The sequence below is a fragment of the Micromonospora sp. PTRAS2 genome, from assembly GCF_054052245.1.
Genome location: NZ_JBSWBU010000010.1, coordinates 156,686 through 177,405, shown reverse-complemented (window position 1 = coordinate 177,405; position 20,720 = coordinate 156,686). Strand labels below are relative to the sequence as shown.

Below are 20,720 nucleotides of genomic sequence, written 5' to 3'. Positions count from 1 at the left end.
TGGGCCGATGGTGGTATCCCGCCCCCGCGCGCCCCGGCCCATCCGTCCCGTCCGCGAGCCGGCCACCGTGCCGCCCCCGCTGACCGGGCCGTGGGCGCCCGACGACCGTCGGCTCGACGAGGTGGAACTGCTGCCGCTGCCCGACGGCGCGCACGGTCCCGAGGACGTCGTGGTCGACCCGGCCGGCCGGGTGGTCAGCGGGGACGAGGACGGTCGGCTCTGGTGGTGGGCGGCCGACGCGCCGGCGGGCACCCCGGCGCGGCTGCTGGCGGAGACCGGGGGCCGGCCGCTCGGCATCGAACTCGACCCGCGCGACGGCAGCCTGGTCGTCTGCGACGCGTACCGGGGATTGCTGCGGGTCACCCCCGACGGGGCGGTACGCGAGCTGACCGGCACCGCACCGCCGGTGCACCTGGCCAACAACGCCGCCGTGGCCCGCGACGGCACGATCTACTTCACCGACAGCTCGGACCGCTTCCCCCTGTCGCACTGGAAGCACGACCTGCTGGAGCACCGGCCCAACGGGCGGGTGCTCGCCTACGATCCGGGCACCGGGCGGACGGACGTGGTGGCCGCCGGGCTCTACTTCCCCAACGGGATCGCGCTCACCCCCGACGAGTCCGCGCTGATCCTGGTGGAGACGACCACCCACCGGCTGCTCCGGGTCGACCTGCCCGGCGGGGCGGCCACCGTGCTGGCGGACCTGCCGGCATATCCGGACAACCTCTGCGGGGTCGGCGACGGGACGTACTGGATCGCCCTGCCCAGCCCCCGGCTGCCGGTGGTGGAGCGGCTGCTGCCGCACCCGCGGCTGCGGCAGCTGGTCGCGCTGCTGCCCGACGCGGTCCGGCCGCAGCCGCGCCGCTACGGGCTGGTCGCGCTGGTCGACGGCGCGGGCGCGGTGCTGCGGACCCTGCACGGCCCGCGCGGCGCCTACTGGATGATCACCGGGGTACGCCAGCACGGCGACCGGCTCTGGCTGGGCTCCCTGGTCGGCACCGGCGTGGCCCGGGTGCCGCTCGGCTGAAGCCGGGGCCGGCCGTGCCCGGAGCGTGCCCCGTCCGGCGCGGCGCGTGCCCGGAGCGGCCGACACGCCACGTGTCGGGCGACGTCCCCCGTTCCGCGCTCGCGACAGGGGCCGGCCCGCCACCGTGCGGTGACGGGCCGACCCGCGGCCGTTCCTCCCGATGGTCAGCCGCCGCTGGCCGACGGCGTCGGCGCGGGCGAACCCCCGCCGGCCACCGCCCCCGGGTGCGGCGACGCGGTGTGCGGGCTGGGCCGCAGCCCGGCCGGGACGGGCAGGGCGCTGCCCTTGGCGAACTCGTCCCAGCTGACGTTCCAGGCCGTCCAGCCGTTGCCGGCCCGCAGCGGCACCTCGGTGCCCGTGACGGTGACGAGGTCGCCGACCTGGGTGATGCCCATCAGCCAGTCCGCGGCGGCGGCGGAGACGTTGGCGCAGCCGTGCGAGACGTTGGTGAAGCCCTGGTCGCCCTCCGACCACGGCGCGGAGTGGATGAACTCCCCGCCCCAGGTGAGCCGCTGGGCGTCGTCGACGTCGACGACGTACCCGCCGTCGGGCTCGCCGCGGGTGTCGAACGTCGTCCGCTCGTGCTTCTCCATGATCACCATCTTGCCGCTGGAGCTGGGCGTGCTCGGCTTGCCGAGGCTGACCGGGATCCGGCGGACCAGCTTGCCGTCGCGGAAGACCGACATCTGCTTGCTGGCGTTGTCGATGTCGACCGAGACCTGCCGGCCGATCTTCGAGGTGGCCCGGTGCTCGGCGTCGCCCACCAGGTCCTTGCCGATCGGCAGCCCCTCCAGCGCCGCGCGGACGCTGATCTTCGTGCCCGGCCGCCAGAAGTCGGGCGCCCGGTAGTAGGCCTGGCTGCCGTCCTCCAGCCAGGACCAGGTGCCCGGCTGCGGCGGATCGGTCTTGACGAACAGCCGCTTCTGCACCGCCGCGCGGGCCTCCTTCGGCACCCCCGGGTCGAACGCCACCGTAACGGGCATCGCGGTGCCGTACGTCTGGTTGCCCGTGAAGTAGAGCGTGCTGGTGATCGCCGGCTTCGTCGGCTTCGGCGCGGTGGTGAACGTCGTCGTGCGGGTGGCGGTCCTCCCGCCGTCCCCCGTCACCGTCACCTCGGCGGTGTACGTCCGCCCGCCGGCCAGCGGAGCGCCGGGCACCCAGCTCGTCCCGTCCTCCCGGGGCTCTCCCGCGACCTGCCGGCCCTTGTCGTCGGTGAGCCGGACGCCGGTGACCCTGCCGTGGGCCACGCTCGTGCCGATCTCGGCACTGACCGGGACGTCCCGGGTCCGGTCGGCGGGCGTCAGCTCGACCGCCGGCGGCGGCGCGACCCGCGCGGCCCGCTCGGCGGCCTTCCTCTCCCCGGCGGTGCATCCGCCGAGGACCAGTGGTGTGGCTGCGATGGTTACCGCCAATAGCGTCAATCGCCGCCTCACGTCCATGTTCCGCACCCCTTTTCCGCTCCCCTTTGGCCACATTCTGTACGGCGTTACGGGAGGCCCGGTGCAGTTTCCGGAAAAGGCGCGGAGCTATTGTCGGCAGTTTCGGCGTCGGCGGGTCGAAAATGGTGAACCGCGCCCGGAGGGCCCGGTGTCACCGATCGGCCCTTCCGCCGACGGACGACCGGTTCGCCCCGCCGTCAGTCCCAGTCCTGGTCGCCGTGGTTGCGGTCCCACCGGCCGCCCACGGGAGGGGTGTCCAGGCGGGTGGCGGCCACGGCGTTGCCGGCCAGGTCGTTGTCCTCGACCCGGCAGCCCACGCAGCTGCCCCGCTCGGTGATCCAGAGCCCGTGCGTCTGGGTGCGCTCGTCGTGGTTGTCCCAGATCCGGTTGCCCCGGATGGTGGCCGAGTCGACGTGCGCGTTGACCGTGATCCCGGCCCGGCACTGCGGCGCGGGCGGCAGCTCGTACGCCGTCCCCGGCAGCGGGGTGTCCCCGCTCCAGGCGGTGTACGCGTCGGGGCGTACGGGGGCGAGGGTGAGCCCGGTGTCGTCGTTGGCGGCGACCAGGGCGACCCGCTTGCCGACCCGCAGCACCTTGCCCCGGTGCCCGTCGTGCTGCCAGCCGGCGGTCCGGTCGACCAGCGACCGCTCGTTGTAGCGGACGGACTCGCCGCCCGCGCCGTACGCGCCGGCGCACTGGCGGCCGTTGTTGCGGATGCGGTTGTTGAGCAGCACAGCGTCGACCATCGGCCGGTCGATCCGGATGGCATCGAGGCCGTTGCCCCAGAAGTCGTTGCTGTCGATCACCACGTCCGTCGCCGCGCCGTGATAACCGTGCCCGAGGTCGTGCTCGTGGTAGCCGTACGCCCCGTTGCCGCTGATCCGGTTGCCGCGCACCGTGTACGGGCCCGGGGTGTTGCCCATGCTGACGCCGTCGCGGACGTTGCCGTCGATGACGCAGTCGGCCAGCAGGCCGCCCCGGCCGGCGACCCCGGAGGTGCCCTCGGCGGAGACGTCGAAGCCGGCCTCCAGGTTGCCCGTCATCGTGCACGCGGAGACGATCAGCCCGTCGGCGCCCCAGTCGGAGATGCCGAACCGGTTGCCCTGGCTGTGGCAGCCGACGATCCGGTAGCCGCGCGGCGGCGGCCAGTTGGCCTTCTGGAGTTCCAGGAAGATGCCGTTGGTGCCGTTGCCCAGCGCGGTGCAGTTGGCGATGGTGAGCCGCTCCACGGTGCCCCAACCGCCGATGCCGACGCCGATGCCGGCGCCGCCCATCTCCTGGCCGTTGTCGAGGCGGCCGCAGCCGACGACCACCACCCCCTCGATCAGGCTGTCCTGGAGGAAGTCGCAGCCCAGGCCGGTGGCCGCCGTGTGGTGGATGTAGAGGTTGCGGAAGACGCCGCGCACCACGTACTGCAGGCCGAGGCCCTTGGCGAGGTAGTTGTACTCGGCCATGGCCACGCCGGAGCCGTCGATCTCGAAGTCGGCGAAGGTGCAGTCGGCGATGTGCCGGTCGCGGTCCGCGCCGTGCTGGAGGGTGGTCCAGAACGCCAGCGGCGTCGGGTCGGCCCGGTTGCCCTCGTTGCTGAGCAGGAACCGGGTCGCGCCGGGGCCGGCCCCGATCAGGGACACCCCGCTGCGCCAGACCGTGCCCGCGTCGCGGATGGAGTAGATGCCGGGCGGGCAGTAGATGACCCGGGCCCGCCCGTCGGCGGCGTAGCCGTCGCCGAGGCGGTCCACGAGGGCGGCGAGCGCCGGCTGGTCGTTGGTCACCCCGTCGCCGCGCAGCCCGTACTGGGTGGCGTCGCAGTGCAGCGGCGCCCCGGCGACGGCCGGGCGACGGTCTCGGACGGCGGCGGGCAGGCCCTGGTACGGCACTGCGCTCTCCCCTCGCGCGGGCGGGCGACCGGGCGGTCGCGGACGGACGACAGGCGGTCGCCGTCCGCGCGGATTTCCCGGCAACAGCAGGGAGAAACGGAAGGGGAAAAGGATCGGATCGAGCTGACCGGATGCTCGGTGAATGAGCGGCGATCCGGATCGGGAACGTATTTCCGGCCCATTCGGCGGGGCGCGAGCGAAAAGGGACGGCAGGGAGGGCGGGGCGGACGGAATGGGCGTTTCCGGTCCCGGCGGCGCGCTGCCGCCGGGACCGGCTCACACGTTGGCGACCAGCAGGGCGGGCTGCTCCACGCAGTCCGCGACGTGCCGCAGGAAGCCGCCGGCCACCCCGCCGTCGCAGACCCGGTGGTCGAAGGTGAGGCTGAGCTGCGTCACCTTGCGCACGGCGAGCTGCCCGTCGACGACCCACGGCTTGTCCACGATCCGCCCCACGCCGAGCAGCGCCGCCTCCGGGTGGTTGATGATCGGGGTGGAGCCGTCGACGCCGAACACGCCGTAGTTGTTGAGGGTGAACGTGCCGCCGGTGAGGCGGGCCGGCGGCAGGGTGCCGGCCCGGGCGGCGGTGGTGGTCTCGGCCAGCGCCGCGGCCAGCTCCCGGGTGGTCAGCAGGTGCGCGTCGCGCAGCACCGGGACGACCAGGCCCCGGTCGGTCTGCGCGGCGATGCCCAGGTGCACCCCGCGGGACTGGACGATCCGCTGCCCCTCGGTGTCGACGCGCGCGTTGAGCTGCGGGAAGCGCCGCAGGCCGCTGAGGCAGATCCGGGCCAGCAGGGCCAGCAGGCTCACCGGCGCGTCCGGGGTCGCGGCGTTGATCGCCCGGCGGGTCTCCACCAGGGCGGTGGCGTCCGCGTCGACCCAGATGGTCACCTCGGGAATCTCCCGCCGGCTGCGGGAGAGCTTGTCGGCGATCACCTTGCGGACGCCGGTGAGCGGGACGACCAGGTCCTCCTCGCCCGCCGGCACGGCGGCCCGTCCCGCCGCGGTCGGGCCGTCGGCCCCACCGGTCGGGGCCGCGTCGGGGCGGTCGGGCACCGGGGTGGGCCGGGGCGCCGGGGCCGGGCCGGCGAGGGCCGCCTCGACGTCGGCGCGGCGCACCACCCCGCCCGGGCCGGTGCCGCGCAGGGTGGCCGGGTCGATGCCGTGCTCCCGGGCCAGCCGCCGCACGATCGGGGAGATCACCAGGGCGACCGCGCCCCCGGGTACCGCCGCCGGCCCGGAAGCCGCCGCGACGGGCGCGGGGGCCGGGGCGGGGGCCGGGGCGGGCGCGGAATCGGGGGCCGGGGCGGGTTCGGGGGCGACGGAGAGCCGGGGCCGGCGGCGTCGCCGACCCGCCGCGCCGTGCCCGGTGCCGTACCCGATGAGGACGTTGCCGCTGCCGGCGCGCTCCTCCTCCCGGTAGGTGGCGTGCCCGGCGGGCTCGCCGTCGGCGGGCGCGATGGTGATCAGCGGCTGGCCGACCGGGCGCGTCTCGCCCGCCGCGCCGTGCAGGGCCACCACCCGCCCGGCGTACGGGCAGGGCACGTCCACGACGGCCTTCGCGGTCTCCACCTCGACCACGCTCTGGTCCACCGTCACGGTGTCGCCGACGGCGACCCGCCATTCGACGATCTCCGCCTCGGTCAGCCCCTCGCCGAGGTCGGGCAGGAGGAACACCTGCTCGGTCATGCCGCGCTCCCCTGCGGCAGCCAGCGCGCGTCGGGCCGGTCGTCCCACTGGAGCCGCGCCACCGTGTCGAGCACCCGGTCCACGCCGGGCAGGTGGGTGTGCTCCAGCATCGGCGCAGGGTACGGGATGTCCAGGCCGGACACCCGCAGCACCGGGGCGTGCAGGGCGTGGAAGCAGCGCTCCTGCACCCGGGCGGCGATCTCCGCGCCGACGCCGGCGAAGCCCTGCGCCTCGCTGACCACCACGCACCGGCCGGTGCGGCGCACCGACGCGGCGATGGTCGCGTCGTCGAGGGGGACGATCGTGCGTACGTCCACCACCTCCAGGTCCCAGCCCTCCTCGCGGGCGGCCTCGGCGGCCTCCAGGGCGACCGGCACCGCCGGCCCGTACGCGATCAGGGTGGCGTCGGTGCCCGGCCGGCGCACGACGGCGCGGCCGAACGGCTCGGTGGCCGCCGGCAGCTCGGCCTCGGCGCTGGAGAAGTAGAGCTTCTTCGGTTCCAGGAACACGACCGGGTCCGGGTCCGCGATGGCCTCGCGCAGCAGCGAGTACGCGTCGGCGACCGTCGCCGGGGTGACGACCTTCAGGCCCGGGGTGTGCGCGTAGTACGCCTCGGACGAGTCGCAGTGGTGCTCGACGCCGCCGATGCCGCCCGCGTACGGCACCCGGATCACCATGGGCACGCCGAGCGCGCCCCGGGTGCGGTTGCGCAGCTTCGCCACGTGCGAGGCGATCTGCTCGAACGCCGGATACGCGAACGCGTCGAACTGCATCTCCACCACCGGCCGCAGCCCGGACATGGCCAGGCCGACGGCGAAGCCGACGATGCCGGCCTCGGCGAGCGGGGTGTCGAAGCAGCGCTTGTCGCCGAACCGGGCCTGCAGGCCGTCGGTGATCCGGAAGACGCCGCCGAGCTTGCCGACGTCCTCGCCGAAGACGAGCACCCGCTCGTCGTCGGCCAGCGCGTCGGCGAGCGCGGCGTTGAGCGCCTTCGCCATGGTGGTGGTCGCCATCAGCGCCCGTCCTCGCGGTCGGCGGCCAGCTCGGCGCGCACCAGCTCCCGCTGCTCGACCAGTTGCGGGGTCGGCGTGGCGTAGACGTGGTCGAAGAGGCTCAGCGGGTCGACCTCGGGTTGGGTGTGCATCCGCTCGCGCAGGTCGGCCGCGTACGCCTCGGCCTGTTCGGCGATCGCGGCGACGGCCGCGTCGTCGAGCGCGCCGCGCGTGCGCAGGTACGTCTCCAGCCGGGCGACCGGGTCGCGGTCGCGCCAGGTGTCGACCTCGGCGCCGTCGCGGTAGCGGGTGGCGTCGTCGGCGTTGGTGTGCGGCTCCATCCGGTAGGTGTGCGCCTCGACCAGGTAGGGGCCGTTGCCGGCGCGGGCGTGCGCGACCGCGCGGGTGAGCACGGCGAGCACGGCGACGGGATCGTTGCCGTCGACCTGCTCGCTGGGCACGCCGTAGCCGACGCCCTTGTACGCCAGCGACGGGGCGGCGGTCTGCCGCGACAGCGGGACGCTGATGGCGTACTTGTTGTTCTGCACGAAGAACACGACGGGGGCCCTGAACACGGCGGCGAAGTTGACGCCCTCGTGGAAGTCGCCCTCGCTGGTGGCGCCGTCGCCGATGAAGGCCAGGGCCACGGTGTCGCGGCCCTGGTGGGCCTCCCCGTAGGCGAGGCCGGCGGCGTGCACGCACTGGGTGGCCAGGGGGGTGCACTGCGGGGCGGTGTGCACCCGGGTGGGGTCGTACCCGCAGTGCCAGTCGCCGCGCAGCAGGGTGAGCACCTCGACGGGGTCGATGCCCCGGGAGACCAGCGCCATCGACTCGCGGTAGGTCGGGAAGACCCAGTCGGTGTCGCGGACGGCGAGCACCGCGCCGACCTGGCAGGCCTCCTGGCCGCGCGAGGACGGGTAGACGGCGAGCCGGCCCTGCTTGGTCAGGGCGGTGGCCTGGGTGTCGAAGCGCCGGCCGACGACCATGCGGCGGTACATCTCGCGCAGGGCCTCGACGGGCGGCTCGGGGTAGTCGGCGCGGGCCGGCCGGGGCGTGCCGTCGGGGTCGAGCAGCCGCACCGGTTCGGTCTGCGGCAGCAGGGCGGCGGCGGGGTCGGTCGCCGCCTGCTCGCGGGCGGGGGCCTTGGTGGGCTTCTTGGCCGGCGGGCGGGTGCGCGGGGATGCCCTGCGGACCGCCTGGGGTGTGGTCGTCACGGCGGGGACCTCCTGGACTTGTGGTGGACCTATGCTCCTGCCGATGGATGATTGACTCAACACGCGGGATGAACGCGGGACGAATGGCGGGGGAAAGGGCCGGATGTGAGCCAGCAGACCACCGGGGAGCCGGGCACGGAGGGCGGTACGGGACGTTCGGCCGGGCCGCTCGACGAGGTGGACCGCCGCATCCTCGACGAGCTGGCCCGCGACGGGCGGATCTCCATCCGTACCCTCGCCGAGCGGGTGCACGTCTCCCGGACCAACGCGTACGCGCGGGTGGAGCGGCTGCTGCGCGACGGCGTGATCACCGGCTTCCGGGCCCGGGTCGCGCCCGAGCCGGCCGGGCTGGGCACGTCGGCGTACATCGCGCTGACCATCCAGCAGAACACCTGGCGGGAGGTGTCGGCCGAGCTGGCCCGGGTGCGCTACGTCGAGCACGTCGCGCTGCTCAGCGGCGAGCACGACGTCCTCGCCCTGGTCCGGGCGCCGGACAACGCCACCCTGCGGGACGTGGTGCTGGACCGGGTGCAGGGCATCGCCGGGGTGCTGTCCACCCGCAGCTGGCTCGTCTTCGACGAGTTCGAGGGCACCCGCAGCCCGTGGGCGTGAGCCGGGCTCAGTGCGCAGGCGGGGCCGCGAGGCCGGCGCGGTCGGCCAACTCCAGCAGCGGCTCCAGCGAGAAGCGCGGGCCGTCCAGGCCGGCGTGCGGGTCGCCGCGCTCGGCGAAGCGCGCCGGCAGGGTGAGCACGTCGAAGTCCTCCGGCCGGGCGTCGTCCAGCTCCGCCCAGTCCAGCGGCGCGGAGACCAGCGCCGCCGGGGTGGGCCGGATCGAGTACGCCGAGGCCATCGTGTGGTCCCGCGACATCTGGTTGTAGTCGACGAAGACCGGCCGGTCCCGCTGCTCGCGCCACCAGGTGGTGGTGACCAGGTGCGGCAGGCGGCGCTGCAGCTCGCGGCCCAGCGCCAGCACCGCCCGGCGGCAGTCGCCGAAGCCCCACCTCGGCTCGATCGACAGGTAGACGTGCAGGCCCCGCCCGCCGGTGGTCTTCGGGTAGCCGACCAGCCCCCGCTCGGCCAGCACCGCCCGCAGCTCGCGGGCGACCGGGACCACCTGCGCGAAGTCGACCCCGGGCATGGGGTCGAGGTCGACGCGGAGCTGGTCGGGGCGTTCGGTGTCGGCGGCGGTGACCGGCCACGGGTGGAAGCGCAGCGTGCCGAGGTTGGCCGCCCAGATCACCACCGCCAGCTCGCCGGGCGCGACCTCGTCGGCCGTGCGTCCGCTGGGGAACGTCAGGTGGGCGGTGCGCACCCAGTCGGGTGCGCCGGCCGGCAGCCGCTTCTGGTAGAACGCGTCGCCCCGGTTGCTCTGCCGGGTGGCGATCCGCGCACCCTCGAACACGCCCCGGGGCCACCGCTCCAGCATGGTCGGGCGGTCCCGCAGGGCGCGCAGGATCCCGTCGCCGACGGCGAGGAAGTAGCGCACCACGTCGAGCTTGGTCAGGCCGCGCTCGGGAAAGTACGGCTTGTCGGGGCTGGAGACGCGGACCACCCGCTCCCCGACCCTGATCTCCTGCGCCGCCGTGGCCACGACTGCCACCGTACGACGCCGCGCCGACGGGCGCAGGCAGGTCGGGGGCGGTCCGGCGGACGTGCGGCGCGGCCCGGCGCGGTCAGGGCCTGCGGGCCACGCAGCCGTACTGCGGGACGACGGCCGGATCCTCGCCGTCGTCCGGCCGCCACCGCGCGCACGACACCAGGCCCGGCTCCACCAGCTCCAGGCCGTCGAGGAACCGGGCGATCTCCGCTCCGGTGCGCGCGCGGATCGGGGGCGCGGCGTTGGCGTTCCAGAACTCCATGGCGGGCACGTTCGCCTCGCCGCCCAGCTCGACGGTGGGATGGGTGAGCGCCAGGTAGCTGCCCCGGGGCATCGCGTCCATCAGCCGGCGCACTATCGCCACGGCCTCGTCGGTGTCGAGGACGAAGTTGAGGATGCCCAGCATCATCACGGCCACCGGCCGGTCGAGGTCCAGCGTCCGGGCGGCGGCGGTCAGGATGGACGCCGGGTCGTGGACGTCCGCCTCGACGTAGTCCGTGGCGCCCTCGGCGGAGCTGGTCAGCAGGGCGCGGGCGTGCACGAGGACCATCGGGTCGTTGTCGACGTAGACGATCCGCGCGTCGGGGGCGACGGCCTGCGCGACCTGGTGGGTGTTGTCGGCGGTCGGCAGGCCGGTGCCGATGTCGAGGAACTGCCGCACGCCCGTCTCGCCGGCGAGGTGCCGCACGGCGCGGGCGAGGAAGCGCCGGTCGGCCCGGGCGACCTCCCCGATGACCGGGAACATCGCGCGGACGTGGTCGCCGACCCGACGGTCCGGCTCGAAGTTGTCCTTGCCGCCGAGCCAGTAGTTCCACACCCGGGCGTTGTGCGCCACCGAGGTGTCGATGGGCTCGACCCGTTCGCCGTCGCGAACCCCGACGTCGCCGGACTCTGACACGAAAACTCCTCGGCTGTCGCGGATGTCCGGTCAGCCTAGCTCCGCGCCGGGCGGACGATCGGGTCGGGTCAGGACAGCAGCACCACCCCGACGACCATCAGCGGCAGCGAGACGAACAGGAAGATGCCGACCCCGGTGAGCACCCGCCCGCCACCCGCGTCCTCCCGCTCGGGGGCCAACCCGAAGGCCGCCCGGGCGGGCAGCATGCCGATCCGGCTCAGGGTCAGGTCGCCGGTGAGCCCGAGCAGGGTGCCGACGACGATGAGCGCGACGCCGAGCCGGAAGACGAACTCGCCGCCGCTGACCGCCGTCCATACGCCCGCGGCGGCGGCGACCGCCACCAGCGCGACGACGAACAGCACGAGCGCCTCGCGCAGACCCCGGACCACCGTCATCGCCGCGCACCCCTCTCGGCCGGCCCGCGGCCGGCGCCCGTCGACACCCGCGCCGCCGGGGCCACCGGCGGCGCGGGTGACATTCTGCCGGGCGTACGGCCACGGCGCTGCCCCGTGCCGCAGGTGCGCGCCGGCCGGGTGGACGCGGTCCACCCGGCCGGCGCGGCCGACTCAGCTCTTCTCGCGCTGGAGCCGATCCATCAGCATCTGCTTGCCCTGCTCGCCCGCCTTGCGGTTGTTCTCCTGGATCTTGCGGAACCAGGTGGCGAGTTCCTTGTCGCCGCGCTCCTCGGCGTCGGAGATGTAGATCTCCATCCGGTAGACGTGCTCCAGCGACATCTGCAGCGCGTGGATCAGGTCGTAGTTCTTGTCCCGCACCGGACTGCTGATCTCCCTGACCATCGTGGCCACGGCCAACCTCCCCGTGTCTCGGCTACCGTTCGGCCCCGCGCTTACCCGCCGGGCCCGGTCGTACGCGCCCACCCCCGCGCGGCGGGCGGGGATAACCTCCGCCGTCCCGCCCCGTTGTACACGTCGCCAACTGGTCGATATCAGGGGAAACGGGGCATCGGATGCGCTTACCAGTCACGCCGGAAGGGTCCGCGCGGTCGACCTTCCGGGGAGACATCGAGGGGCTGCGCGCGCTCGCCGTGGTCATGGTCCTCGTCGGCCATGCCGGGCGCGACCTCGTACCGGGCGGCTTCGCCGGCGTCGACGTCTTCTTCGTCATCTCCGGATTCCTCATCACCGGCCTGCTCGTCGCCGAACTCGAACGCACCGGCCGGATCTCCCTGCCCGGCTTCTACGCCCGCCGGGCCAAGCGCCTGCTGCCCGCCGCGGCCGTCGTGCTGGTGGCCAGCCTCCTGCTCACCTGGCTCCTGCTGCCCCGCACCCGCTGGGCCGACACCGCCTGGGACGTGGTGGCCAGCGCCGCCTACGGGCTGAACTGGCGGCTCGCCGTCCAGGCCACCGACTACTGGGCCGTCGACGCGGCGCCCAGCATCGTCCAGCACTTCTGGTCCCTCGGCGTCGAGGAGCAGTTCTACCTCGGCTGGCCGCTGCTCCTGCTCGGCCTCGCCGTGCTCGGCGGCCGTCGCCGGCTGCGCCGGGGCGCCCTGATGGCCGGCTTCGCCCTCGTCGCGCTGCCCTCGTTCGCCTGGTCGGTCCACGCGAGCCAGACCGACCCCGGGCCGGCCTACTTCGTCACCACCACCCGGCTGTGGGAACTCGCCCTCGGCGGGGCCGTCGCCATCGCCGGCACCCGCGTGCACCGGCTGCCCCGGCCGCTGGCCGCCGTGATCGCCTGGGCCGGACTGGCCACGGTGGCCGCGTCCGCCCTCCTCGTCGACCCCGACCGGGCCTTCCCCGGCTACCAGGCGCTGCTGCCGACGGTCGGCACCGCCGCCGTGATCGCGGGCGCGCAGGCCGCCGGTCGGTTCGGCCCGGCCGGCGCACTCGGGTGGCGGCCGATCCGCGCCGTCGGCGCCCTGTCCTACTCGCTCTACCTGTGGCACTGGCCGCTGCTGATCGCCGCCGAGGCGCGGTTCGGCGAACTCAGCACGCAGGCAGCCCTCGGCGTGGTGGCGCTGTCCGCCGTGCCGGCCGCGCTCACCTACCGGTTCGTGGAGAACCCGATCCGGACGTCCGCGGCGCTGCGGTGGGAGCCGGCCGCCGCCCTGCGCGTCGGCGCCCTCTGCACGGGCGCCGCCGTCGCCGCCGGCCTGCTGTTCCAGCTCACGGTGTGGCCACCCCGGCAGGCGCCGCCGACCCCGGTGGCCCTGCCGCCGCTGGCGGGGGCGAGCGCCACCGCCGCCCCGGACGGCCCACCCGGGGCCGCCGTCCTCGGCGATCCGCCGGCCGGTGACCCCGACGGCAGGGCGGTCGACCGCGTCGCTTCGATCGTCCCCGACCCCATGTTCGCCCTGAAGGACGGTCCGGAATGGCTACCGGGCTTCTGCCGCCCGACGCAGCGTGACGACGAGGCGGTGCCCTGCGAGTACGGCGACAAGGACTCGCCGGTCACGGTCGCCCTGGCCGGAGACTCGCATGCCGAGCAGTGGCTGCCGGCCCTGCGCCTCATCGCGCTCGCCGAGGGTTGGCGGCTGCTGTCGTACACGATGTCGGCCTGTCCGTACATCAACATCGACGTGGCCCGCCGGGGTGCCACCAACGTCGCCTGCACCACCTGGAACCGCAGCGTCCGCGCCGCGCTCACGGGCGCCGGTAAGCCGAGCCTGCTCGTGGTGAGCAACGCCGAGTACCTCCCCCCGCCCGACGAGGTGCCGAGAGACCGGGCCGGGGCGGTCGTGATCGATGCCTTCCGCTCCACCTGGCGGGAGATGACCCGGGCGGCGGTTCCCGTCGTCGTGCTCCGCGACAACCCGTACCAGGAGACGAACGTCCCGGAATGCGTCTCGGCCAACCCCAAGAAGCTGACCAAGTGCGCGTCGTCGCGCGACTTCGCCTTCGGCAAGGGGGCCGGCGCGACGCAGCAGAAGGCGGTCGGCGGGCAGGACGACGTGCACCTGGTCGACCTCAACGACGCCATCTGCCCGGCGGATCCGTGCGCCCCGGTCATCGGCGGGGCCCTCATCTACCGCGACCAGAACCACCTCACCGCCACCTACGTCGGCACCCTCGCCGACCGCATCCGTCCCCGTCTGACCGGGCTGCTGAAGTAGGCCACGCGGGCCAGGGTTACCGGCCGAGACGGCCGGGTACGGTGCGGCGCATGGCGGAACTGGCAGCGCTGTGGATCGTGCGCCACGGCGAGAGCACGGCGAACGTCGCGGCGACCGAGGCGGAGAGCACGGGGGCGGAGCTGATCGGGCTGGCCCACCGCGACGCGGACGTGCCGCTGTCCCCCACCGGCGAGCAGCAGGCCCGGGCGACCGGGCGCTGGCTGGCCGAGCTGCCGCAGCGGCGGCGGCCGGACGTGGCGGTCGTGTCGCCGTACCTGCGGGCCGTGCGCACCGCCGAGCTGGCCCTCGACGGCACCGGCATCCCGGTCAGCCGCGACGAGCGGCTGCGCGACCGCGAGCTGGGCGTCCTGGACGGCCTGACCGGGCACGGCGTCGCCAGCCGGTTCCCCGACGAGGCGCAGCGCCGGGCCCGGCTGGGCAAGTTCTACTACCGGCCACCCGGCGGCGAGTCGTGGACGGACGTGGCGCTGCGGCTGCGCGCCCTGCTGGGCGACCTGCGCCGCGACCACGCCGACCGGCGGGTGCTGCTCTTCGGCCACGACGCGCTGGTGTTCCTGCTCCGCTACCTCGTGGAGGGGCTGACCGAGCCGGAGCTGATGGCGCTGACCCGCCAGCACGTGATCGCCAACTGCTCGGTCACCGGCTGGACCGCCGACGCCGAGGGCCGGCTCGTCCCCGACACCTTCAACGACGTCACCCACCTGCGCCAGCAGGGAGCCCGCCCGACCAGGGAGGACGAGGTCCATGCCGAACCGGTCTGAGGTGATCACCCCCGCGCTGCTGCGCCGGTGGGCGCTGCCCGTGCCGACCGGGGGCAAGGAGGCCCGGGGCACCGTGCTGGTCGTCGGCGGCTCCCGGTTCACCCCCGGCGCGGTGCTGCTGGCCGGGGTGGCCGCCCTGCGGGCCGGCGCGGGGGTGCTGCAACTGGCCGCCGCCGAGTCCACCGCCGCCGCGCTGAGCATCCAGGTGCCGGAGGCGCTGGTCGTGGGCCTGCCCGAGACCACCGACGGGGCCGTGGCGGGCCGCCCCGGCGACCCGCTGGACGGGCTGGTGGCCGACGCCGACGTGGTGGCCGTGGGCCCCGGGCTCACGGACATCGACGCGACCGGGGAACTGCTGCGCGGGGTGCTCGACGTCGCGCCGAAGCAGACCGCGCTGGTCCTCGACGCGTACGCCCTCGGCGCGCTCAGCCACGCACCGGACCTGCTGGTCGACTCGGGCCGCCCGGTGGTGCTGACCCCCAACCTGACCGAGGCGACGCACCTGCTGGGCCGCGACCCCGGCGACGACCTGGACGCCGAGGCGGCCGAGCTGGCCCGCCGGTACGACGCCGTGGTCTCTCTCTACGGCCACATCGCCGCACCGGACGGGCGGTGCTGGCGGGAGGAGAGCGGCGACGCGGGGCTGGGCACCTCCGGCAGCGGGGACGTACGCGCCGGGCTGCTGGCGGGCCTGCTGTCCCGGGGCGCCGAGCCGGCGCAGGCGGCCTGCTGGGCGGCGTTCGCGCACGCGGTCAGCGGGCAGCGCCTGGTGCCCCGGTTCGGCCGGATCGGCTTCCTCGCCCGCGAGCTGCTCGACGAGATTCCGCACACCCTCGCCACGGTCTGACCACACCCCGGGGCGGTGTAACGCCGCCCGGGCTCCCGACGCTCATCCAGCGGAGGCGGGCGTCCGTCCGCCTCCCGCCGGCCGCGTCCCCACCAGGGGCGCGGAGCCGGCTGGAACAGCCCCTGGGAGTCTGTGTGAAGAACCTGCGTCGCAAGACCCTGGCCGCCGCGTCCGCCGTGACGCTCGGCGTCGGTCTCGCCCTCACCGGCGGACTGGCCCCGGCGGCGGCCGTCGGCCCCGACACCACCTTCCTGGTCCTCGCCCCGCAGGGTGCGACGACCGACGCCGCGGCGGCCCGGGTCGCCGCCGCGAACGGCACGGTGGTGGCCAGCTACCACCAGATCGGCGTGCTCGTCGTCCGGTCGGCCAACCCCGACTTCGCCTCGGCGGTGAAGGGTGCCGGCGTCGAGTCGGTGGCCGCCACCACCGGCCTCGGCAGCGCCCTCGACGAGGGCGAGACCGTGGAGGTCTCGGCGGCCGACGCCGCCGCGGCCAGCGGCGACCCGACCACCGAGCCGCTGTACGGGCAGCAGTGGGACATGCCGATGATCGGCGTCCCGCAGGCCCACGCGATCACGACCGGCAGCCCGGACGTGGTCGTCGGCGTGCTCGACAGCGGCATCTCCTCCAGCCACCCGGACCTGGCCAGCCAGATCGCCAGGGACAAGAGCACGTCCTGTGTCGGCGGTGTCACCGACACCACCGAGGCCGCCTGGAACCCGACCACCTCCGACCACGGCACCCACGTGGCCGGCACCATCGCCGCCGCGATCAACGGCGTCGGGGTGACCGGCGTCGCCCCGGGCGTCAAGGTGGCCGCCGTCAAGGTGGTCAACGACGACGGCTACATCTTCCCGGAGGCAGCGGTCTGCGGGTTCGTGTGGGCCGCCGAGCACGGCATGCAGCTGACCAACAACAGCTACTACATCGACCCGTGGGAGCTGAACTGCCGCAACGACGCGCGCCAGCGTCCGGTGTGGCAGGCCGTGCAGCGGGCCATCCGCTACTCGCAGAGCAAGGGCGTGCTCAACGTGGCGTCCGCGGGCAACTCCAACTACGACCTCGCGCACAAGATCACCGACGAGGGCAGCCCGAACAACGGGACGCCCGAGACCCGCGAGAACCTCACCAACGCCTGCCTCGACCTGCCGGCCGAGGCGCCGGGCGTGGTGACCGTGTCGGCGGTCGGCCCGACCGGGGACAAGAGCTACTACTCCTCGTACGGGCAGGGCGTCGTCGACGTGACGGCCCCGGGCGGCGACACCCGGTTCCGCACCCAGGGCACCCGCTCGACCAGCACCGACGCGATCCTGTCCACCACCTTCAACACGGCCACCCGCACCAACGGGTGGGGCTACAAGCAGGGCACCTCGATGTCCGGTCCGCACGCGACCGGCGTCGCCGCCCTGGCCCTGTCGGCCCACCCGGGGATGACGCCGGGGCAGCTCGCGTCGTTCCTGGAGCGCACCGCCGTCGCCCGCTCCTGCCCGGCGGGCGTGTACAACCCGGTCCCGCTGATCCCGACGGGCCCGCACGCGTACGACGCGACCTGCTCCGGCGGGGCCCGCAACGGGTTCTACGGCGCGGGCACCGTCAACGCGTACAACGCGGTCAAGTGACCGCCTGACGGGAAACTGGTGGGGCCCGGCATTCGCCGGGCCCCACCAGCGTGTTTCCGGCAGCGACGCGCCGTGGGCCGGGCCGCACCGGCCGGGGGCGGGCGGGCGACGGGACCGTCCACCGATCGGGTGACGCCTGTTTCCGGTGGTGACCTCGGGGTACCGGTCGATCATCAGCCGAACCTAGGAGGCCACCCGTGTCGACCGATGCCATCGTCGTGCTCAAAGAGGACCACAAGGAGATGCGCCGCCTGTTCCGGGCCTTCCAGGATGCGCAGGACGGGCCGGCGAGCCAGCGGCAGAAGCTGGTGGGGCAGATCCTGGAGGCCCTCACGGTGCACACCTACCTGGAGAACGAGGTGATGTACCCGGAGGTCCGCAAGCTGCTGCCGGACCTGGAGGACGACATCCTCGAATCGTACGAGGAGCACCATGTGGCCGACCTGCTCTGCGCCGAGCTGGCCACCATGGACGCCGACGACGACCACTTCAACGCCAAGACCACGGTGCTGATCGAGAACGTGGAGCACCACGTCGAGGAGGAGGAGCAGGAGTGGTTCCCGAAGGTGCGGGAGGCGCTCGGTCGCAAGCAGTTGCAGGAGATCGGCGAGCGGATGCTCGCGCTGCGCGCCGACGCCCCGCGCAGCCCCACCGCCCCGAAGGCGATCAAGAAGGCGCTGGACGCGGTCACCGCCTGACCGCGCCCCGCACGCGATTCTTGGACAGTTGCCGTCCGCTCGTGACGACAACTGTCCAAGAATCGGAGGGGGTGGATCAGTCCGGGGGCGGGAGGATCTGGCGGAGCTGGCCCGGTGGGACGGAGCGGCGTCGCCACTCGCGGGGGTAGCCGACCGACACCTCTTCGAAGCGCACCCCGTCGTGCCAGGTCGTGCGGGGGATGTGCAGGTGGCCGTAGACGGCCGCGGCGGCCCCGTAGCGCACGTGCCAGTCCGCGGTGGCGTCGGTGCCGCACCACTGGGCGAAGATCGGATAGCGCAGGATCCGGGTCGGCTCGCGCACCAGCGGCCAGTGGCTGACCAGCACCGTCGGCAGCGCCGGATCGCGGGCGTCGAGCCGCGCGGCCGTCTCGGCGAGCCGGGCCGCGCACCAGTCCTGCCGGCTCGGGTACGGGTCCGGGTGCAGCAGGTATTCGTCGGTGCAGACGATGCCGGTGGCGTACGCCTCGGCCAGGGCCGCCTCGCGGGTGTCGAGGCCCTCGGGCCGCCAGGTGTAGTCGTAGAGCAGGAACAGCGGCACGACCAGCGCCGGCCCTCCGGGGCCCCGCCACACCGGGTAGGGATCCTCCGGGGTGACCACGCCCAGGGCGCGGCAGACGTCGACCAGGTGCCGGTAGCGGGCCACCCCGCGCAGGGTGACCGGGTCGCTCGACGGCGTCCACAGGTCGTGGTTGCCCGGGGCCCACACCACCTTCGCGAAGCGCCGGCTGAGCAGGCCCAGCGCCCATTCGATGTCGGCCACGGTGTCGGCGACGTCGCCCGCGACCAGCAGCCAGTCGCCCGGTGAACGGGGGCGCAGGCCCTCGACGATCGCCCGGTTCTCCGCGTATGTCACATGCAGGTCGCTGATCGCGAGCAGCGCCCCGTCGTCCTCCCCCACCACCAGTCGATCCTACGGGAGCCGCGGCGAACGCGGAGACCGCCGAAGGTGGTCCGGCCCGGCCCGCCCCAGGGCGGACCGGGTAGGATCGGGCCGGGCCGTGACTGGCGCGTGGGGATGGACAACCATCGGGAAGCGGTCCCGTCATCAGGACGTCTGCCGAGCGCCTGGGCCTTCCGCACGTCACCAGGAGGTCGCATGTCGTCGCCGAACGCCGAATCCACCGCCTTCCGCAGCGCCCTCGAGGTGATCCGCGCCGTCGAGCCCCGGGTCGCCGACGCGATCGGGGCGGAGCTGGCAGACCAGCGCGAGTCGCTGAAGTTGATCGCGAGCGAGAACTACGCCTCCCCCGCCACGCTGCTGGCGATGGGCAACTGGTTCAGCGACAAGTACGCCGAGGGCACGGTCGGCCGCCGCTTCTACGCGGGCTGCCAGAACGTGGACACCGTCGAGGCGCTCGCCGCCGAGCACGCCCGGGAGCTGTTCGGCGCGTCGCACGCGTACGTGCAGCCGCACTCGGGCATCGACGCGAACCTGGTGGCGTTCTGGGCGATCCTGGCCGACCGGGTGGAGTCCCCGGCCCTGAAGCGGGCGCAGGTGCGTCAGGTCAACGACCTGACCGAGGAGGACTGGTTCGCGCTGCGCCGCGAGCTGGGCGACCAGCGGATGCTCGGCATGTCGCTGGACGCGGGCGGCCACCTCACCCACGGTTTCCGGCCGAACATCTCCGGCAAGATGTTCGACCAGCGCAGCTACGGCACCGACCCGGCCACCGGCCTGATCGACTACGACCGGGTCGCCGAGGCGGCCCGCGAGTTCCGGCCGTTGATCCTGGTCGCCGGCTACTCGGCGTACCCGAGGAAGGTCAACTTCCGGATCATGCGGGAGATCGCCGACTCGGTGGGCGCGACGTTCATGGTCGACATGGCGCACTTCGCCGGCCTGGTGGCCGGCAAGGTCTTCACCGGCGACTTCGACCCGGTGCCGCACGCGCACATCGTCACCACCACCACCCACAAGTCGCTGCGCGGCCCGCGCGGCGGCATGGTGCTGTGCGGCCCGGAGCTGGCCGACCAGGTCGACCGGGGCTGCCCGATGGTGCTCGGCGGTCCGCTGCCGCACGTGATGGCCGCCAAGGCGGTCGCCCTGGCCGAGGCGCGTCGCCCCGACTTCGCCGACTACGCGCAGCGCATCGTCGACAACGCCCAGGCCCTCGCCGAGGGGCTGCTGCGCCGGGGCGCGACGCTGGTCACCGGTGGCACCGACAACCACCTGGTGCTCATCGACGTCTCCGGGTACGGCCTGACCGGCCGGCAGGCCGAGCAGGCGCTGCTGGACTCGGGCATCGTCACCAACCGCAACGCGGTCCCGCAGGACCCGAACGGCGCGTGGTACACCTCGGGCATCCGGATCGGCACCCCCGCCCTGACCACCCGGGGCCTGGGCACCGCCGAGATGGACGCGACAGCCGAGCTGATCCACACCGTGCTCAGCCAGACCACGCCGGGGTCGAACGCCGACGGCACGCCGTCGAAGGCCAAGTACGTCCTGGACCCGGCCCTGGCCGACAAGGTCAGCCGCCAGGCCACCGACCTCCTGTCGACCCACCCCCTCTACCCCTCGGTCACCCTGGCCTGACCGCCCCCACCTGTTCGCTGATCAAGAGAAAGGCGTCATCGTCGAGATCGACTTTGACGCTTTTCTCTTGATCACCGGGGCGGGGCGGCACGGCGTCCCGCCGTGCCGCCCCGGAGAGCGAAAGGGCGGGTCAGGCCATGGGGCGCTTGAGGTGGTAGCGGTGGACCTCGGTGCTGCCCTGGACGTTGTTCACGTCCTCGGCCGCGGAGACCAGCTCCCAGCCTTCCCGGCCGGCCCGGTTGAGGTGCGCGATCGCGGTGTCGCCGTACGCGGTGATGTCGGTGCGGGACCCGTCCGGGCCGTACCACACGAACGAGACGTGGAAATTGCGCCCCTGCCCCTGGTAGCGGCGGACCAACAGTGCGTACTCCCATGCGACCATGCGGTCCATTATGGCCGGTCCGCCCGGGC

At 74.2% G+C, this 20,720-nt stretch carries 19 protein-coding genes and 1 riboswitch; of the genes, 8 read left to right on the top strand and 11 right to left on the bottom strand.

The window, feature by feature from the left end; genetic code table 11:
* Positions 1-7 precede the first annotated feature (7 nt).
* The gene (locus tag ACVMYR_RS26230; RefSeq protein ID WP_457123017.1) at positions 8-1,027 is read left to right on the top strand and encodes an SMP-30/gluconolactonase/LRE family protein; all 1,020 of its coding nucleotides are present in this window, start codon (positions 8-10) and stop codon (positions 1,025-1,027) included.
* Between the two features lie 164 nt (positions 1,028-1,191).
* On the opposite strand, the gene ACVMYR_RS26225 is transcribed toward ACVMYR_RS26230, so the two are convergent.
* From ACVMYR_RS26225 to pdhA, 5 genes are all read right to left on the bottom strand, one after another.
* Positions 1,192-2,466: a L,D-transpeptidase gene (locus ACVMYR_RS26225; protein ID WP_353901859.1), complete on the bottom strand. Its 1,275-nt coding sequence runs from the start codon at positions 2,464-2,466 to the stop codon at positions 1,192-1,194.
* 197 nt (positions 2,467-2,663) lie between these two features.
* The gene (locus ACVMYR_RS26220; RefSeq protein ID WP_457123016.1) at positions 2,664-4,343 is read right to left on the bottom strand and encodes a right-handed parallel beta-helix repeat-containing protein; all 1,680 of its coding nucleotides are present in this window, start codon (positions 4,341-4,343) and stop codon (positions 2,664-2,666) included.
* Between the two features lie 276 nt (positions 4,344-4,619).
* Entirely contained in the window at positions 4,620-6,029 is a 1,410-nt protein-coding gene (locus tag ACVMYR_RS26215) for a dihydrolipoamide acetyltransferase family protein (protein ID WP_457123015.1), read from the bottom strand.
* Positions 6,026-7,042: an alpha-ketoacid dehydrogenase subunit beta gene (locus ACVMYR_RS26210; RefSeq protein ID WP_043968913.1), complete on the bottom strand. Its 1,017-nt coding sequence runs from the start codon at positions 7,040-7,042 to the stop codon at positions 6,026-6,028. Before ACVMYR_RS26210 ends, ACVMYR_RS26215 begins: the two co-directional genes overlap by 4 nt.
* A complete protein-coding gene (gene pdhA, locus ACVMYR_RS26205) occupies positions 7,042-8,268 on the bottom strand; it encodes a pyruvate dehydrogenase (acetyl-transferring) E1 component subunit alpha (RefSeq protein WP_077940087.1) in 1,227 nt (408 codons plus the stop codon). The genes ACVMYR_RS26210 and pdhA overlap by 1 nt, the downstream gene beginning before the upstream one ends.
* A 144-nt stretch (positions 8,269-8,412) precedes the next feature.
* On the opposite strand from pdhA, the gene ACVMYR_RS26200 reads away from it, so the two are divergent.
* Positions 8,413-8,847 carry an Lrp/AsnC family transcriptional regulator gene (locus ACVMYR_RS26200; protein ID WP_228986267.1) on the top strand — a complete coding sequence of 145 codons (435 nt, stop codon included), beginning with the start codon at positions 8,413-8,415 and terminating at the stop codon, positions 8,845-8,847.
* Positions 8,848-8,854: 7 nt separating this feature from the next.
* Here the strand turns inward: ACVMYR_RS26200 and ACVMYR_RS26195 are convergent, their stop codons facing one another.
* The 4 genes from ACVMYR_RS26195 to ACVMYR_RS26180 form a co-directional block, all read right to left on the bottom strand.
* A complete protein-coding gene (locus ACVMYR_RS26195; protein ID WP_396788403.1) occupies positions 8,855-9,826 on the bottom strand; it encodes a DNA polymerase domain-containing protein in 972 nt (323 codons plus the stop codon).
* 82 nt (positions 9,827-9,908) lie between these two features.
* Entirely contained in the window at positions 9,909-10,730 is an 822-nt protein-coding gene (locus ACVMYR_RS26190) for an SAM-dependent methyltransferase (protein ID WP_457123014.1), read from the bottom strand.
* 68 nt (positions 10,731-10,798) lie between these two features.
* Positions 10,799-11,125 (bottom strand): hypothetical protein, encoded by a 327-nt coding sequence (locus tag ACVMYR_RS26185; protein ID WP_077940086.1) that lies wholly within the window; start codon positions 11,123-11,125, stop codon positions 10,799-10,801.
* 171 nt (positions 11,126-11,296) lie between these two features.
* Complete coding sequence (locus ACVMYR_RS26180; RefSeq protein WP_043969572.1) at positions 11,297-11,527, bottom strand: hypothetical protein; 231 nt, start codon at positions 11,525-11,527, stop codon at positions 11,297-11,299.
* A gap of 170 nt (positions 11,528-11,697) precedes the next feature.
* Between ACVMYR_RS26180 and ACVMYR_RS26175 the strand changes: the two genes are divergently transcribed.
* The 5 genes from ACVMYR_RS26175 (at position 11,698) to ACVMYR_RS26155 (ending at position 17,752) form a co-directional block, all read left to right on the top strand.
* Complete coding sequence (locus tag ACVMYR_RS26175; protein WP_457123013.1) at positions 11,698-13,806, top strand: acyltransferase family protein; 2,109 nt, start codon at positions 11,698-11,700, stop codon at positions 13,804-13,806.
* A 50-nt stretch (positions 13,807-13,856) separates the two neighbouring features.
* Positions 13,857-14,588 (top strand): histidine phosphatase family protein, encoded by a 732-nt coding sequence (locus ACVMYR_RS26170; protein ID WP_457123012.1) that lies wholly within the window; start codon positions 13,857-13,859, stop codon positions 14,586-14,588.
* The gene (locus ACVMYR_RS26165) at positions 14,572-15,435 is read left to right on the top strand and encodes an NAD(P)H-hydrate dehydratase (RefSeq protein WP_077940080.1); all 864 of its coding nucleotides are present in this window, start codon (positions 14,572-14,574) and stop codon (positions 15,433-15,435) included. Before ACVMYR_RS26170 ends, ACVMYR_RS26165 begins: the two co-directional genes overlap by 17 nt.
* Before the next feature lie 134 nt (positions 15,436-15,569).
* The gene (locus tag ACVMYR_RS26160) at positions 15,570-17,054 is read left to right on the top strand and encodes a S8 family peptidase (protein ID WP_431897998.1); all 1,485 of its coding nucleotides are present in this window, start codon (positions 15,570-15,572) and stop codon (positions 17,052-17,054) included.
* A 197-nt stretch (positions 17,055-17,251) separates the two neighbouring features.
* Positions 17,252-17,752, top strand: a complete 501-nt coding sequence (locus tag ACVMYR_RS26155; protein WP_077940074.1) for a hemerythrin domain-containing protein — start codon at positions 17,252-17,254, stop codon at positions 17,750-17,752.
* Positions 17,753-17,828: 76 nt separating this feature from the next.
* Here ACVMYR_RS26155 and ACVMYR_RS26150 read toward each other — a convergent pair whose 3' ends face one another.
* The gene (locus tag ACVMYR_RS26150; protein WP_396788636.1) at positions 17,829-18,677 is read right to left on the bottom strand and encodes a metallophosphoesterase family protein; all 849 of its coding nucleotides are present in this window, start codon (positions 18,675-18,677) and stop codon (positions 17,829-17,831) included.
* An 84-nt stretch (positions 18,678-18,761) separates the two neighbouring features.
* Positions 18,762-18,851: riboswitch (ZMP/ZTP riboswitch) on the top strand.
* 18 nt (positions 18,852-18,869) lie between these two features.
* Here ACVMYR_RS26150 and ACVMYR_RS26145 point away from each other — a divergent pair.
* Positions 18,870-20,309: a glycine hydroxymethyltransferase gene (locus ACVMYR_RS26145; RefSeq protein ID WP_043968906.1), complete on the top strand. Its 1,440-nt coding sequence runs from the start codon at positions 18,870-18,872 to the stop codon at positions 20,307-20,309.
* Between the two features lie 130 nt (positions 20,310-20,439).
* Here the strand turns inward: ACVMYR_RS26145 and ACVMYR_RS26140 are convergent, their stop codons facing one another.
* Entirely contained in the window at positions 20,440-20,700 is a 261-nt protein-coding gene (locus tag ACVMYR_RS26140) for a hypothetical protein (RefSeq protein WP_043968905.1), read from the bottom strand.
* Positions 20,701-20,720: the final 20 nt, after the last annotated feature.

Excerpts from the sequence above, each read along its gene's own strand:
- ACVMYR_RS26145 (WP_043968906.1), top strand. The coding sequence starts at position 18,870 with ATGTCGTCGCCGAACGCCGAATCCACCGCCTTCCGCAGCGCCCTCGAG.
- ACVMYR_RS26215 (WP_457123015.1), bottom strand. The coding sequence starts at position 6,029 with ATGACCGAGCAGGTGTTCCTCCTGCCCGACCTCGGCGAGGGGCTGACC.
- ACVMYR_RS26210 (WP_043968913.1), bottom strand. The coding sequence starts at position 7,042 with ATGGCGACCACCACCATGGCGAAGGCGCTCAACGCCGCGCTCGCCGAC.
- ACVMYR_RS26175 (WP_457123013.1), top strand. The coding sequence starts at position 11,698 with ATGCGCTTACCAGTCACGCCGGAAGGGTCCGCGCGGTCGACCTTCCGG.
- ACVMYR_RS26180 (WP_043969572.1), bottom strand. The coding sequence starts at position 11,527 with ATGGTCAGGGAGATCAGCAGTCCGGTGCGGGACAAGAACTACGACCTG.
- ACVMYR_RS26170 (WP_457123012.1), top strand. The coding sequence starts at position 13,857 with ATGGCGGAACTGGCAGCGCTGTGGATCGTGCGCCACGGCGAGAGCACG.
- ACVMYR_RS26140 (WP_043968905.1), bottom strand. The coding sequence starts at position 20,700 with ATGGACCGCATGGTCGCATGGGAGTACGCACTGTTGGTCCGCCGCTAC.
- ACVMYR_RS26225 (WP_353901859.1), bottom strand. The coding sequence starts at position 2,466 with ATGGACGTGAGGCGGCGATTGACGCTATTGGCGGTAACCATCGCAGCC.
- ACVMYR_RS26230 (WP_457123017.1), top strand. The coding sequence starts at position 8 with ATGGTGGTATCCCGCCCCCGCGCGCCCCGGCCCATCCGTCCCGTCCGC.
- ACVMYR_RS26185 (WP_077940086.1), bottom strand. The coding sequence starts at position 11,125 with ATGACGGTGGTCCGGGGTCTGCGCGAGGCGCTCGTGCTGTTCGTCGTC.
- ACVMYR_RS26165 (WP_077940080.1), top strand. The coding sequence starts at position 14,572 with ATGCCGAACCGGTCTGAGGTGATCACCCCCGCGCTGCTGCGCCGGTGG.